Here is a 14,683-nt window from a genome sequence, read left to right as displayed (position 1 = left end):
CCTTAAAGCCTTTCTAGACAGGGCTTCAGGGCATCCGATACCGGCCCTATGTGGTTGAACGGGGCGACGAGGGCAGAAACGGGGAGCCGATGCTCGAATTCGATGAGGTCAGCAAGTCCTTCTGGACCGGCAAACGGCGCAAGGTGATCCTCGACCGGGCCTCGTTCCGGGTCGAGCTCGGGCGTTCGCTCGGGATCCTGGCGCCGAACGGTACCGGCAAGACGACGCTGATCAACATGATGGCCGGGCTGGAAAAGCCCGATGAGGGGCGGATCATCCGCAGTTCCCGGATTTCCTTTCCGCTCGGCTTCATGGGCGGCGTGGTGCCGCGTCACAGCGCGCGGGAGAACGCGCGCTACATCGCCCGCCTCTACGGGCTCGATCCCGATTACGTCGAGGCCTTCTGCCGCTGGCTCTGCGGCATCGCCGAGTATTTCGATCGCCCCGTCGGGACCTACAGCCAGGGCATGCGCGCGCGCTTCGGCTTTTCGTTGATGCTGGCTCTCGAATTCGACATCTATCTGATCGACGAGGGCATGCCACAGACCACGGATGCCGAGTTCAACCGCAAGGCGGGCGAGATATTGCGCGAGCGGCTGGAAACGACGACGGTCGTGATCGTCTCGCACCAGCCGCAAACGCTGGAACGCTTTGCCCGGCAGGCCGCTGTGCTCCGCCACGGCCAACTGCACATGTTCGACAGTCTTGAGGAGGCACGGGAGCTCTATGACTACCAAGCCTAGGGTGACCCGTTACCGCCTGCGCGCAGGCGCGCCGCTTGCTCCGCCCGCGCTCGAGGCGGCCCGGAGCGTCGCCGATGCCGACACTGAGGCCGGCGCGACTGAGACCGAAGCCGAGCAGCGGCAGGCCGGGACCGCCGTCGCAATGCGCCCGGTTCAGCAATGGCTGGCCGAGGACGAGGCCGGGCCGGCCGACGCTACCCGGCCCGCGACGCAAGCCTCGGCGTCCGGCGGCAGCTTCGCCGATATCGAGGACGAGATCGACCGGATCCGCCAGGAGGGGTTGAGCGGCAGGCAGCTGCGCATGGCACGGCGCGTGGCGCAGAAGCAGGGGCTGGAGGTGAGCTCGGATTACGACGCGGTGCGCCAGCTTCGCGCGCGCGGTGTCGATCCGTTCCAGCGCTCGAACATCATCGAGCTGGTCGTGCCGCGGCAGCAAGATGATGAGGCCGGGATGACGCCCCGCGTGCAGCTTCCCTCCACCGTGCCCGATCCCGATCGCAGCCTGCCTTCGACCGAGCGGGCCGACCCCGGCGCTTCGGCCGAGCGCCGCGCCTCGGAGATCGGCCGGATCCAGCGCGACCTCGCGAAGCGCCGGCGCCGTCGTATGGCGCTCCTGTGCCTGCGGCTGGCGCTCTTCGTGCTGCTGCCGACGGTGCTGGCCGGCTACTACTTTTTCGCGGTCGCCACCCCGATGTACGCCACCCGCTCGGAATTCGTGATCCAACAGGCCGAGCCGCAGTCCGGCCCCGGTCTCGGCGGACTGTTCCAGGGCACCTCGATGGCGACGCAGCAGGACAGCATCACCGTTCAGTCCTACCTGACCTCGCGCGCTGCGATGGTGCGGCTCGACGAGGAAGAGGGGTTCAAGGAGGTGTTCTCGGACCCCGCCATCGACCCGTTGCAGCGCCTGCCCCGTCCCGCCACGAACGAGGCCGCCTACGATCTCTACCAAGATCACGTGAAGATTTCCTACGATCCCACCGAGGGCATCGTGAAGATGGAGGTGATCGCCCCCGATCCCGAGACCTCGCAGCGCTTTTCCGAGGCGCTTCTGGGTTATGCCGAGGAACAGGTCGACCAGCTCACCGCGCGGCTACGCACCGACCAAATGCAGGGCGCGCGCGAGAGCTACGAGACGGCCGAGGCGCGCCGCGCCGAGGCCTTGGCCAACTGGCTCAGGATCCAGCAGGAGGTGCAGCAGATCGACCCGGTGGGCGAAACCGCGGCGCGCACCTCGCAAATCTCGGCGCTCGAGACCCAGCGCCAGCAATTGCAGCTGGAGTTGCAGACCCGTCTCGCGGTGCGCCGCCCGAACGAGGCACAGGTGAACTCGCTCAGGAGCCAGATCGCGGGCATCGAGGCGCTGATCTCGGACCTGCGCCGCGAGATGACCGAGGCCTCGGAACAGGGCGCTTCGCTCGCCGCGCGCAACACCGAACTGCGGCTGGCCGAGGAAAACTACGGCTTCCAGACACTCTTGGTGCAGCAGGCGCTGCAGCAGATGGAGGCGGCGCAGATCGAGGCCAACCGGCAGGTGCGCTACCTGTCGCTCGGGGTCGAGCCTGTGGCCCCGGACGAGCCGACCTATCCCAAGGCACTCGAGAACACGGCGCTGGCCTTCCTGATCTTCTCGGGCATCTACCTGATGCTCTCGCTCACCGTTTCGATCCTGCGCGAGCAGGTGTCGGGCTGAGCCGGTGGCGGGCGGCGCGTGACGCCGCCCGCCAGCCGCGTTAGACCGGGCCCCGACAGCATGCGAAAGGCCCCTGCCCCATGATCGACGTCCAGATAGGCTCACTCACGGTCGGCAACGACCGCCCCCTCACCCTGATCGCCGGACCCTGCCAGCTCGAATCCTCGGACCACGCCCAGATGATCGCGGGTCGGATGGCCGAGGCCTGCGCGGCCCACGGCGCGCAATTCGTGTTCAAGGGCAGCTACGACAAGGCAAACCGCACCTCGCTTTCGGGCAAACGCGGCCTTGGCATGGAGGCCGGGCTGCGCGTGCTCGAAGACGTGAAGCGCGCCATCGGCTGCCCGGTGCTGACCGACATCCATGGCGCCGATCACTGCGCGCCCGTGGCCGAGGTGGCCGACATCCTGCAGATCCCGGCCTTTCTGTGCCGCCAGACCGATCTGCTCTTGGCGGCCGGGGATACGGGGGCGGTGATCAACGTCAAGAAGGGCCAGTTCCTGGCGCCATGGGACATGGCCAACGTCGCCGAGAAGATCGCCTCGACCGGCAACCGCCGCATCCTGCTCACCGAGCGCGGCGTGTCCTTCGGTTACAACACGCTGGTGGCCGACATGCGGTCGCTGCCCGAGATGATGAAGACCGGCTACCCGGTGGTGATGGACGCCACGCATTCGGTGCAGCAGCCCGGCGGGCTGGGCGGCGCCTCCGGCGGCCAGCGCGAATACGCCCCGGTGATGGCGCGCGCGGCCGTGTCCCTCGGGATCGCCGCGGTGTTCATCGAGACCCACGAGGCGCCCGACACGGCTCCCTCGGACGGGCCGAACATGTTGCCGCTGGCGCAGATGCCACAGCTCGTCGAGGGGCTGATGGGCTTCGACCGCCTCGCGAAGGCCAACCCGATCCGGGTGTGACGACCCTGCCCGGCGGGCCGTCACACGGCCCGCTGGAACCCGTTTCCCGCGGGCGGCGAAAATGCCTCTGCGGAAGCCAAAAAATCCGTCATCCCACCCTTGCAGCCATCCTCCGACGAGGTTAGACAGCCGCCACACCTGCTGGGGTGTAGCCAAGTGGTAAGGCAGCGGTTTTTGGTACCGTGTACCGTAGGTTCGAATCCTACCACCCCAGCCATGTTTCCCCCGAAATCGCCAAAAGCCCAAGAATATAGGGTCGACAGATCGCTGTCGCAAAACGCTGTGTCAGGCGCGTCGCCAAGTATGACACATGGTGTGACACACGACCTGTCGCCGTCCCCTGCCGGTCAGCCCGGCGGGCCTCCCTTTGCACGCCGCACCGCGCCCCGCGGCCGTCGCCCCGCCGGCCCCTACCTCCAGCGGCGCGGGCGCATCTATTACTTCCGAAGACGTTGCCCCAAGGTCATCCGCGAAAAAGGTGCCCGAAATTTTCTGTGCTTCTCGCTAAAGACCGAAATCCGGGTCGAGGCGATGAGACGCGCAACCCGGCTCCTCGCCGTCATAAACGGAATCGAGGACAGAGTGATGAACGACAATTTCGAGCCGGCGCTGACGCCCGAGAAGATCAACCAGCTGCTGAGCGCCGCCGCGCGCGACGCCATGGCCCGCATCCTGTGCGAGCAGGACGCCGCTACCCGCCCCACCGACGAGGAGCTCGACGAGCGCATTGCACAGCTTGACGAGCTCGAGCCCCAGCTCAAGCGGCAGGCACGTAATAGCGACTACAGCAAGGCGGAGCCGATGCTGCGCGCCGCCGCCCAAGGTATCGGCATCACTCTGCCGACCGCGATCCCGGTGGCCCTTGGTCGCCAGGGCATGCAGCTCCTGCGCAGCCTGTGCAGCCTCGAAAGCGAAGTGCTCGATGGGGAGGACGTCCGAACGGCAGCCCTGCCCATCGTCCATCAGTTCGGCGGGACGGACGTCGACAGCTTCGTCGTCGCTCCGGTCTTGCTCGAGGACGCCATTGCACGCACCTACCAGCGCAATCCCTCCCACCACATGAAGGGAAACATCGACACGATCGCGAAGCTGCTACGCCTGCGCTTCGGCAATATCCCCGTCGCGATCCTGACCAAGGCCGAGCAGGACGCGTTCTTCCGGTGGCTGGCGCGGCTGCCCCGCAATCACGGCAAAGCCCACGGCAAGAACCGATTCACCGAGAAGGACGGACGGTCGGGCCCGCTGGACCCGGAAAAATATGCCTTCACAAAAGACGATGAAATCGCTTGGGCGGATGCGGCCGACGAGGCGATCATGGAAGAGATCCGCGCTCGAAATGACATCTCCGTCCTGGAGAAGCGCGCCATCCTTGCCGAGCGTCTGACGCCCCGCCTGACCCTCACGACCCTGAAACGCTATCGCGACAGCTTCAGCCGCGTCATGAAGGGGGCGGACGACCTCGGCTGCAAGAACCGCCCCCCCGTCCTGTCCTACAAGGATATCGAGACGATCGTGAAGGCCGACGAAAACAAGGATGATCTCTACATCCGCGTCACCAAGCCGAAACTGCGGATGGCCTGGACAGAAGAGCGCCTGGCGGAGTTCCTGACCTGCCCGATCTATACGGGGTCGTCCTCCCCGCACCGCCGCTGGCGGCCGGGCAACGTCATCGTGCGCGATGCCATCTACTGGGTCCCGCTGATCGTTCTGGCGATCGGGAGCCGGATCGAGGAGATCCTCGAGCTGAAACGGACCGACATCGTCTACCGCAACAAGGTCTACTGTCTGGCCATCGGCCTCGGCCCGGAGCAGCGGACAAAAACCGAGGCCTCGGAACGGGTTATTCCGATTCCGCAGATGCTGCTCGATCTCGGTTTCATCGACTGGTGGAAAAGCCTTGGCGAAGATCACGGGCTGCTGCTCTTCCCCGACGCCGCGGAGCGCTCGAGCAAGGGCACGGCCGCGGACCCCTTCAGCAAGGCGTTCTACCGCATTCTCGACCACCTCGACCTACGGAGCTTCGACGAGGACATCTATGCCCTTCGCAAGACGCTCTCATCGATGCTGCACAGTGCGGGCGTCGCGGAGAACGAGCGGCAGGCCATTGCCGGCCATCGCCGGTCCAACGTGATCAACCGCTGCTACACCGCGCATCGCACGAAGGATTTGAAGGCGGCGGTCGATCGCGCAGCTTTCCAGCTCGAGATCGTCATGGATGCCCGGCACGGGTTCCCGGTCATCCGGTCGAGCGGGCTTGCCGGGACCGAGCCGCTGCTGGCAGAGGTCATTCTCGCGGATGATGGCCAGGCGCAGAGCATCCTGCTCACCCGGGCGGGTCAGGACGACCATGTTTTCGCCTTCCACCGCTGTGATCCGATATCGGGCGACCGACTTCCCACGGAAGACGTGTTTGCGGCTGCCAAGGCGTTTCGTGAGATCTGCGATCAGAGCGCGGTGCGCCTGCCCATCCACCATCTCAAGCGGCTGGCCTTCGAGCACTTCCAAGCGCTCGGGTGACACTCAAGTCAATACCGGGATAAGGGCGGGCCATGGCCCGCCCTTTCGATTCCTTTCGCAGGCCCCAAGCGAGACACTCACCGCCGGCCCGCCCGCGCCGCGCTGGATTCGCGCCTCAGTGGCCATCAGCCGAAACCCTGTCAGCACTTCTCACCGGATCGGGTTCGGCGAACAGGAGGGATCAAGCCTCAGATCTCCCTTGCACAAGGACTGGGGCATCCAGAGCCGTTCATGCCGCAGATCACTAAGCTGCCCAGGCACACGAAAGACAGACAGGCTTCTCGCCGGCCCCTGTGAAGTCCATCACAGGGGCTACCGCAAGGCGTAGTGACTACGCGTGGCCTCACGGGGCCCGCACAGGGCCTACACGTTCAGGGCCCCACCAACTGCCCGGCGGCCAGCGTCGCGGTTCCTCCCGATAGGGGGATTGCGGGAAGCCCCAAGGCTACCCTTCGTGATCCCCCCTTAGCGCAGCGCCTCCTTGATGCTCTGGTAGAGCGAGGCTTTGAACGCTGTGTCATGGGCGTGCAGCTTGTAGAGTTCGAGCTCCTCTTTCCGGCGGCGCAGCATGACTTCCCTCATGATCTTATCGAAGGCGAGATCTCGAGCGTAGGGATCGGGGTTCGACTTGTACTTCTCTTCGTAATCGGCATGGGCCTGAACGGCACTGACGAGATTGAGGAACTTCACGCGCTGTTCCTCAGGCGTCGCGCTCCACCCCTGGAACCACCGCTCATTGAAACTGCGGATGATCTCTTCGAGGGGGTCTTCCTGGGTGTCTCCCTCCCTGTAGCCCCGCGGATTGGGATTCTGCGGGTCCATCTCTGCCTCGGAGGCATCAAGGCCAATGCCGTGGTTTAGCTTAGTCCGTTCCAGCCCGTAGGAAGACAGGTCGACCGCCTCCAGAAGCGCGTCCAGCGCGTCCCGATCTGGGTCCTGGACCTTCAGCTTGGGGATCAGGAACTTCAGAAACCAGAAAAGCTTTTCCCAGGCCAGGACTTCGAACGGCATGATCGATGCCATCTGCCCGTAGATCTTAACGAACTGCCTGGCCTTGATCTTGAAATCGATCTTCTCTGGGTCTTCGAGCTCAAGCTCGCTGTTGAAGCGCTCCGCCGAAACGTCCAGCAACGGGCTCAGCGCCTGCGAGTCCTCCCCGCCAAAATACCGCGTGCAAAACTCTTCGACTTCCGACCACTCGTAGACCCCGGCATCGTCCAGCGTGGCCTTCAATTCATGCAGGACGTTGACATCCGTGGCCTCGGACAGCGTCGTGACCGTAAAGAACGGATCGAACGCCGCCTTGATGTCCTCGACGCTGTTGAAGAAGTCGAGAACGAAAAGGTCCTCCGTGCGCTTGCCGAGCTTCGGGGCCGAGCGATTGAGCCGGGACAGGGCCTGTACGGCCAAGACGTGTTGCAGCTTCTTGTCGACGTACATCGCGCAAAGCTTCGGCTGGTCGAAACCGGTCAGGTACTTGTTGGCCACGACAAGTAGTCGATACTCATCCTTGTCGAAATGCTCCCGGGTCTTGTCCTCCGGAAAGCCATTCATCTCGGCCTCGGAGTACTTGTTCCCCTTGATCTCCTTCTCGCCCGAAAAGGCGACCAGTGCCTTGAACGGGTTGCCCCGTGCTTCCAGGTGCGCCTGGACTGCCTTGTAATAGAGAATGGCCGTCTCGATGTCCTGCGTGACGATCATCCCCTTGCCCTTGCCTCGCAGCTTCTTGGCATTGACGACATTGGCGATGAAGTCCTCGACCATGATCTCGGCCTTGGTGCTGATCGTCTGCGGGCTGCGTTCGACATGCGCGCGGAGCTTCTTCTGGGCCTTGGCGGTGTCGAAGAGTGGGTTGTCCTCGATCGACTTTTGGATCTCGTAGTAGCTTTTGTAAGTCGTGTAGTTCGCCAAGACGTCCAGGATGAAGCCTTCCTCGATGGCCTGCTTCATGCTGTAGAGATGGAAAGGCCTGAAGCGCCCATCCGGCTGCTTGGTCCCGAACTTCTCCAACGTCGTGTTCTTCGGTGTCGCCGTGAATGCGAAGTAGGACGCGTTGCCACGCATCTTGCGGGCCTGCATGGCGGCCAGGATCTTGTCCTGGGCATCCTCGATGTCGGACTCTTCGCCGCCGCCCATGGCCTGGTTCATCTTGTCATGCGCAAGGCCGCTCTGCCCGCTGTGGGCTTCGTCAATAATCACGGCGAAGCGCTTGTCGCTCAGGTCGGAAATCCCTTCGATGATGAAAGGAAACTTCTGGATCGTCGTGATGATGATCTTCTTGCCGCTTTCCAGCGCAGCCTTCAGGTCGGCCGAGCGCATCGCCGGAGCGACGATGTTCTTGACCTCGGAGAAGTCCTTGATGTTGTCCCGCAGCTGCTTGTCCAGCAAGCGTCGATCGGTGACCACGATCACGCTGTCGAAGAGCGGCGCATCGACGGCCTTCGCGCCGGGAAGATCGGCGCGCTCGGGATAGGTTTCGATCAGCTGATAGGCCGCCCAGGTGACGCTGTTCGACTTTCCGGAGCCGGCTGAGTGCTGGACCAGGTAGCTGTGCCCGACACCGTGCTCCGCAGCATGCGTCAGCAGCCTCCGCACCACGTCGAGCTGGTGGTAACGCGGGAAGATGAGAGTCTTCTTCGCCAACAGGTCGGTGGACTTGCCCTCGAGCAGAACAAAATGCTGGATGATGCCGGCCATGCTGGCGGGCGCGAAGACTTCTTCCCAGAGATAGGACGTCTTGTGACCATTCGGGTTGGGCGGGTTGCCCGCCCCTTCATTGTGCCCCTTGTTGAAGGGCAAGAAGTATGTCGACGTGCCGGACAGCTTCGTTGCCATCCAGACCTCGTCCTGATCCGCGGTCATGTGCACCAAGGCTCGGCCGAATTGCAGTAGCGGCTGCGAGGCGTCCCGATCCCGGTACTGCTTGCGCCCGTGATAGCGGGCAGTCTGGCCGGTCCAGGGATTCTTCAGTTCCAGCGTGACGATGGGCAGCCCGTTCAGGAACAGCACCATGTCCACGGACTCGTTTGCGTTCGCCAGGTTGTGGCGGACCTGCCGGGTCACGCTCCAGATATTGGCGGCGAAGTTATCATGCACCCTCTGCGCCGAACTGGCGAGCGGCGCAGGGTACATGAGGGTGAAATGCGCGTCGTCGACAGGCAGGCCCTTCTTTAGCACATGCAGCAGACCCTTGCGCTTCACGAGCTTGTCGAACTGGCCAAGGATCTTGGCCTGCCAATCGGCGGGATTGCGGGTCTTGAGCTTCGCAAGCGCTTTGCCCTGGGTGGTCTCGAGGAACTCCCAGAACAGCGCGGTGTCGATCGCCAACTGCGCGTCGAAGTCGGTCGGGCGGCCAATGCGATACGGGCCGGGAGCCGTGGCGCCCGCGGCCAGCTCCTCGGAGATGGTGCCGGTCAGGCGCCGCTCGATGGCCTGTTCCAGCGCGATTTCCTTGGTGTTGCTGACCGCAATATTCATAACCGCTTCCTTACGCGTACTCGTTCAACTTCAGTTCGGAACAGGCATCCATGTCCTGGCCCGTTTCATGCAAACTGTCGGATGTGACCTGAATCTTGCCTGTGACCGCCGCGTTGATCAGGCTTGTTTTGTACTCCTTGAGCGCGGCGATCTGGTCTTTCTTGAGCGAAATGGCCGACGATATTTTCGCCCGGAATCTGGATATTTCTGCCAGCATGAAAACTTGTTCAGAAAGTGGGGGCACCGGAATTGGAAGGCGCTTTGTTTTTGCCTGATTCATAATCGGCATTGTAGTATAGTCGGTCTGATTGAAGATTAGTTCCCTCGATGAATTCAACCAGGTGAGAATCCATTCAGGTGAAAAATTTCTGACTGCCTCTATTACGTTGAATTGCTGATTGCAACTTGCCGCGACTCTACTGATGTTAGCCTTTCCCAGTGTACCCCCAATCCCAATAAGATATATCGAGTTTGGCGGGTAGACATCGACATGGCGCTGTTGCACATATCGGTGATGGGGATTCACTGGGCGCGCCCTGAGGGTTAGCTCGAGGGCATGCCGAAGCCTTCCCCGACCCGCTATCGCACGATGAACTGGTCCGACTACAACGCGGCGCTGCGCAAGCGCGGCTCGCTGTCGGTCTGGTTCGACCCCGAGATGGTCTGGCACGCCGGCAAGACCGGCAGGCGTGGGCGGCCCGAGACCTTCTCAGACGCTGCGATCCAGACATGCCTCACCCTGAAAGTGCTCTTCGGGCTTCCGCTCCGGCAGACGGTCGGGCTGATCGAGAGCCTGATCCAGATGGCGGGGCTGGATTGGCCGGTTCCGGACTATTCGACGCTGTGTCGCCGGCAGGCGCGGATCGCGGTGCAGGTCCCGTATCGCGCATCAGGACAGCCGCTGAACCTGCTCGTCGACAGCACCGGCATCAAGTTCCGCGGTGATGGTGAGTGGCAGGCCCGCAAGCATGGCCCGTCACGTCGCAGGCAATGGAGAAAGGTTCATATTGCCATGGACGCGGGCACCGGGGACGTGCGCGCAGTCGAGTTCACCTCGAGCCGCCAAGGCGACAGCCCGCTGCTGCCGGAGCTGCTGGCGCAGATCCCCCCGGAGGAGACGATCGGCGTGGTCACCGCGGATGGCGCTTACGACACGCGCCGCTGCCATGGCGCCATCATCGATCGAGGTGCCGACGCTGTCATACCAATCCGGCGCAATGGCCGTGCCTGGAAAGAAGACTGCTTCGCTGCCACCGCGCGAAACGAGATCCTGCGGGCAACCAGACGCTTGGGCCGGACGCTCTGGAAGAAGTGGACCGGCTATCACGTCCGAAGTCGGGTCGAGGCCATGATGAACTGCCTGAAGCTCTTCGGCGAGAGGATCATGTCACGAGATCCTGACCGCCAAACCGCCGAAATCCAGATCCGCATCGCCATCATGAACCGCTTCTCGGCCCTCGGCAGGGCCGAGATCGAAGCCGTCCGCTGAAGAAATGCGGGAAAGGGGGCAGTCATGCCCGAGGCTGCTTTGTGCAACATCGCCATCCCCATACAGAACATAAAAAGAACATTGACGGGAGCCGCCGACTGCGTCAAGCCATATGGATGCCTAAGGGAAGTCAGCCTCGTATCATGCCACGCCGCTTCGCAACGCTCCATGCAATGGCCGCCGAGGGCGTCCGCGTACGCTCTTGGTGCCGCAAGTGCGGGACCGTACTCGAGGTCAGCCCCGTCGAGCTGGCGGCGACCCGCGGCGCCGAGTGCAGCCTGCTCGGACGCGAGGAGCCGTGTCGCTGTGTTGGGTGTGACAGGGTCGTCTTCTTCCTTGCCAATGGACACGGCCGCTTCGAGCCCCTGACATGAGCAGTGGCGAACCCTTCGAGGCTCTGACGCTCAAGACCTCCGAGCTCGCCCATTTGATGGATAAGGCCGAGACCACCCGGCGGCGCGCGATCGCAGAGCGTGTTGCCGATTGGGACGAGGAGAATTTCGCCGACGACCCAGTGGCCACCGAGCAGATCGGCGGTTCGATCGAACGGATCGAGGTTGCCCTCGACGACCTCTTCCTCATGCGTGCGGCCTACGTCTTCGACGGCCGGCGTGATGAGGTCAGCGTTCCGGTCTCGGATCTCGTCGATCTCCTGATGGAGACGGACTTTAACTGAACTGTTCAGGTGCGGTCGTCGTCAGGAAGGGGCTCCCAGCCTGGCAGTAGGTTGAGCAACCCTTTCCGCTTTTCGTGAGCTGTCCCGGTACCCTCGGAAGCCCCGGCGCCTGCGTTGAGCTGAGTGATCGAGGCTTGCAGCCGCTGCGCATTCGCGGGGTTCTTCTTGAGGTGCAGCGTCTCCTCCAGTCCGAGATCGAGCAGACGATGAAACGGCGGCTCGCGCATAGCTTTCGCCGCGAGCTCTGGGTTGCCGCGTTTTCGCGCGCCCGAGCGCACGACGTACCACAGGTACACCAGCACACCGGCAGTGAAGATCGCAGAGACGAGAGTGAGTAGCGGCTCATAGCCCATCATGTATCCTCCCTGCCTACCCATGATGATATCAGAATGGCCGCGGCCTGACGAAGAGCAAGAAGATCGCCCGATTCCGTAGCTATTCCAGCTGTGGCGGCCTCTATTCCGAGGGCCCGAGCATCATGCGCTACCACGGTATCCTCAAGTATCTTCGATCGGATACCATGCAATCAACCCGGCCGGAGTTGGATCAGGAATGTAGGTATTGGATCAGGTATACCGGTATAGAAGAGATAATACCGCGCTATACCGGGTTGTCCCCCGTCAGCGCCTCTGGGACATCTGAGTTGATTTTGTAACGGAGGGTTTCTGGCTCATCGTAACCACCGAGGAGTGGAGATGAGACAGAAACCCGGAACAGCCAGATCGACGGCGGAGTCGCTGGTGAAGGACATCCGTCGGCGCACGCGGAAGCACCATTCGGCCGAGGAGAAGATCCGCATCGTTCTGGATGGGCTGCGCGGCGAGGACAATGAGCCATGTCGCGCCATCGGTCCGAGCGACAATGGCGAATGCCGAGCTCTGCCGGCGCGAGGGGATTGCCACGAGCCTCTATTACAGCTGGTCGAAGGAGTTCCTCGAGGCCGGCAAGAAGCGGCTCGCGGGCGACACGGCCCGCCAGGCCACCAGCCCCGAGGTCAGGGAGCTGCGGCACGAGGCCTCGGCGCTGAAGGAGGCGGTGGCCGATCTCACCCTGGAGAACCGCTTGCTCAAAAAAAGCATGCTCGGGGATGGGGGAGACGAGGCATGAGATATCCCGCTTCCGAGAAGCTCGAGATCATCCGGCAGGTGGAACGCTCACACCTGCCGGCGAAGCGGACCCTCGACATGATCGGCGTGCCGCGCACGAGCTTCTACCGTTGGTATGATCGCTACGTGTCGCTTGGCCCCGCCGGGCTCGAGGACCGGCCCTCGCGACCGAGCCGGGTCTGGAACCGGATTCCCGATAAGGTGCGCGAGCAGATCGTCGATCTGGCCCTGGAGCAGCCCGAGCTGTCACCCCGGGAGCTCGCCGCCCGCTTCACCGACACCCGGCGCTACTTCGTGTCCGAGGCCAGCGTTTACAGGGTTCTAAAGGCCCACGACCTGATCACCAGCCCGGCCTTCGTGGTGATCAAGGCGGCGGACGAGTTCCACGAGAAGACGACCCGGCCAAACCAGCTCTGGCAGACCGACTTCACCTATCTGATGGTCATCGGCTGGGGCTGGTTCTACCTCTCGACCATCCTCGACGACTACAGCCGCTACGTCGTCGCCTGGCGGCTCTGCACGACGATGAAAGCGGCGGATGTGACCGCGACGCTGGAAGATGCGCTGGTCGCCTCGGGCTGCGATCGGGCTACCGTCGCCCACCGGCCCCGGCTGCTCAGCGACAATGGCAGCAGCTACATCTCCGGGGAACTGGCCGGTTGGCTCGGTGACAAAGGCATGGACCATGTTCGCGGCGCCCCGAACCACCCCCAGACCCAAGGCAAGATCGAACGCTGGCACCAGACCCTGAAGAACCGCATCCTGCTCGAGAACTACTACCTGCCCGGGGCGCTCGAAGAGGCCGTGGCGGCTTTCGTCGACCACTACAACCATCACCGCTATCACGAGAGCCTCGGCAATCTCGCCCCTGTCGACGTCTATCTCGGCAGGGCCGACACCATCCTCAATCGACGAAAGGAGATCAAAGCCAGGACCATCGAAAAGCGCCGTTCGCTGCATCGCCAGACGGCGGCATGAACCGAAACCCGAACGAGCCAGACCCTCCGGTCAACATCAGGCCATCGTGTCCCAAATCATCTGACGACGGACACGGAGCAGCCAAAAAACCCGGCCTTGTTGCCGCCGAGCCCCGCCTTCAGATCGCGCCGGCAGGAACAACGTTCCTCAAACCTGACTTCTTCAGCAGCCTGTTAGGACCGCGTCCCTCATGCCGCGCTGTCCTTGTCAGCATCAGCAGCAAGTGCCTCGGGATAGATGCTTTGCAGCTGTTCAAGGTGATGCCGCATGGCACGATCCGCGCGATCAGGGTCCTTCGCGGCAATCGCCTCGTAAATCTCGACATGGGCGCGATAGGCCGTTTCGGTTTGACCATCCAATCTGAGGCTGGTCGTGCGCACCTCCTGAAGCCACCTGTCAAGTGCGCGGAAAAAACCGGACAGGATCGGATTGCCGACAATAGCAGCAATCGCTGCGTGGAATTCCATATCGGTCGCGCCGAACTGCGCGGTATCGCCGATTGCCGCGCGGTTCGCGTCGAGCCGTTCCTTAAGATCCTGAATATCCTGCTTCGTCGCACGCTGCGCGGCGAGGCGGACCACTCCCGTCTCCACAAGCTGCCGCACTTCGGAGAACGAGGTTAGGCCGCCGGGTTGCCGCAGGTAGAACGTTGCGGTCTGTGACAACATAGTGAGCAGGAAGTCAGTGCGTGGGCCACACACGCGTGCGCGTGAACCGGGCCGGGTTTCGATCAATCCCCGCGCCTCGAGGGCGGCAGTGGCCTCGCGGACCGTCAATCGCGATACGCCGAATTCCTCCATGAGAGCACGTTCCGAGGGCAGACAATCGCCGACCGGGTAGACCCCGTCGCAGATGTCAGTGGCCAGCATCTCGACGAGATCTTCGTGCATACGCCGGCGGCGAACGATCCGGCGCCCGTCACCCTGCCCCGTTCGGCTCCCGTCACTGATCCCCGCCATGGCACCCTCCAATGTCTTTCGCATCCGTCGAAGAATGCCTTGACAAGATCATCATCATTCACTCACGAATGCAACAGGTCATACGGTCTACTGGTATGACCAGTTCGACGGGGCGTTGGAGGCGCCTCGAT

Annotated in this window: 10 protein-coding genes, 1 tRNA gene and 2 pseudogenes; 9 read left to right on the top strand and 4 right to left on the bottom strand. The window is 63.1% G+C overall.

Annotated elements, in window-relative coordinates; genetic code table 11:
* The first annotated feature begins 89 nt into the window (after positions 1 to 89).
* From LOS8367_RS05545 to LOS8367_RS05525, 6 genes and pseudogenes are all read left to right on the top strand, one after another.
* A complete protein-coding gene (locus LOS8367_RS05545) occupies positions 90 to 743 on the top strand; it encodes an ABC transporter ATP-binding protein (protein ID WP_085895508.1) in 654 nt (217 codons plus the stop codon).
* Positions 727 to 2,436, top strand: coding sequence for a KpsE/RkpR family capsule polysaccharide export protein (locus LOS8367_RS05540; protein WP_165761391.1), 1,710 nt, complete (start codon positions 727 to 729; stop codon positions 2,434 to 2,436). Before LOS8367_RS05545 ends, LOS8367_RS05540 begins: the two co-directional genes overlap by 17 nt.
* An 80-nt stretch (positions 2,437 to 2,516) precedes the next feature.
* Positions 2,517 to 3,350 carry a 3-deoxy-8-phosphooctulonate synthase gene (gene kdsA, locus LOS8367_RS05535; RefSeq protein WP_085895506.1) on the top strand — a complete coding sequence of 278 codons (834 nt, stop codon included), beginning with the start codon at positions 2,517 to 2,519 and terminating at the stop codon, positions 3,348 to 3,350.
* Between the two features lie 142 nt (positions 3,351 to 3,492).
* Positions 3,493 to 3,567, top strand: a tRNA-Gln gene (locus LOS8367_RS05530).
* Positions 3,567 to 3,899 (top strand): annotated as a pseudogene (locus LOS8367_RS19460) (DUF6538 domain-containing protein); the annotation flags it as partial. The gene LOS8367_RS05530 and the pseudogene LOS8367_RS19460, both read left to right, overlap by 1 nt.
* A gap of 36 nt (positions 3,900 to 3,935) precedes the next feature.
* Positions 3,936 to 5,867 carry a site-specific integrase gene (locus tag LOS8367_RS05525; protein WP_085895505.1) on the top strand — a complete coding sequence of 644 codons (1,932 nt, stop codon included), beginning with the start codon at positions 3,936 to 3,938 and terminating at the stop codon, positions 5,865 to 5,867.
* Positions 5,868 to 6,332: 465 nt separating this feature from the next.
* Here the strand turns inward: LOS8367_RS05525 and LOS8367_RS05520 are convergent, their stop codons facing one another.
* Entirely contained in the window at positions 6,333 to 9,344 is a 3,012-nt protein-coding gene (locus tag LOS8367_RS05520; RefSeq protein WP_085895504.1) for a type I restriction endonuclease subunit R, read from the bottom strand.
* A 10-nt stretch (positions 9,345 to 9,354) separates the two neighbouring features.
* Positions 9,355 to 9,849, bottom strand: a complete 495-nt coding sequence (locus LOS8367_RS05515) for a restriction endonuclease subunit S (protein ID WP_242665531.1) — start codon at positions 9,847 to 9,849, stop codon at positions 9,355 to 9,357.
* Between the two features lie 51 nt (positions 9,850 to 9,900).
* Between LOS8367_RS05515 and LOS8367_RS05510 the strand changes: the two genes are divergently transcribed.
* The gene (locus LOS8367_RS05510; protein WP_085895503.1) at positions 9,901 to 10,833 is read left to right on the top strand and encodes an IS5 family transposase; all 933 of its coding nucleotides are present in this window, start codon (positions 9,901 to 9,903) and stop codon (positions 10,831 to 10,833) included.
* A gap of 370 nt (positions 10,834 to 11,203) precedes the next feature.
* Positions 11,204 to 11,509: a hypothetical protein gene (locus tag LOS8367_RS05500; protein ID WP_085895501.1), complete on the top strand. Its 306-nt coding sequence runs from the start codon at positions 11,204 to 11,206 to the stop codon at positions 11,507 to 11,509.
* Between the two features lie 5 nt (positions 11,510 to 11,514).
* Here the strand turns inward: LOS8367_RS05500 and LOS8367_RS05495 are convergent, their stop codons facing one another.
* The gene (locus LOS8367_RS05495; protein WP_106534994.1) at positions 11,515 to 11,865 is read right to left on the bottom strand and encodes a type II toxin-antitoxin system Phd/YefM family antitoxin; all 351 of its coding nucleotides are present in this window, start codon (positions 11,863 to 11,865) and stop codon (positions 11,515 to 11,517) included.
* A gap of 339 nt (positions 11,866 to 12,204) precedes the next feature.
* On the opposite strand from LOS8367_RS05495, the pseudogene LOS8367_RS05490 reads away from it, so the two are divergent.
* A pseudogene (locus LOS8367_RS05490) lies at positions 12,205 to 13,593 on the top strand (IS3 family transposase).
* 188 nt (positions 13,594 to 13,781) lie between these two features.
* On the opposite strand, the gene LOS8367_RS05485 reads toward LOS8367_RS05490, so the two are convergent.
* The gene (locus tag LOS8367_RS05485) at positions 13,782 to 14,552 is read right to left on the bottom strand and encodes an FCD domain-containing protein (protein ID WP_207569227.1); all 771 of its coding nucleotides are present in this window, start codon (positions 14,550 to 14,552) and stop codon (positions 13,782 to 13,784) included.
* Between the last annotated feature and the right edge of the window lie 131 nt (positions 14,553 to 14,683).

Source organism: Limimaricola soesokkakensis (genome assembly GCF_900172345.1).
GTDB lineage: Bacteria > Pseudomonadota > Alphaproteobacteria > Rhodobacterales > Rhodobacteraceae > Limimaricola > Limimaricola soesokkakensis.
This window is presented reverse-complemented; position numbering and strand designations above follow the sequence as displayed.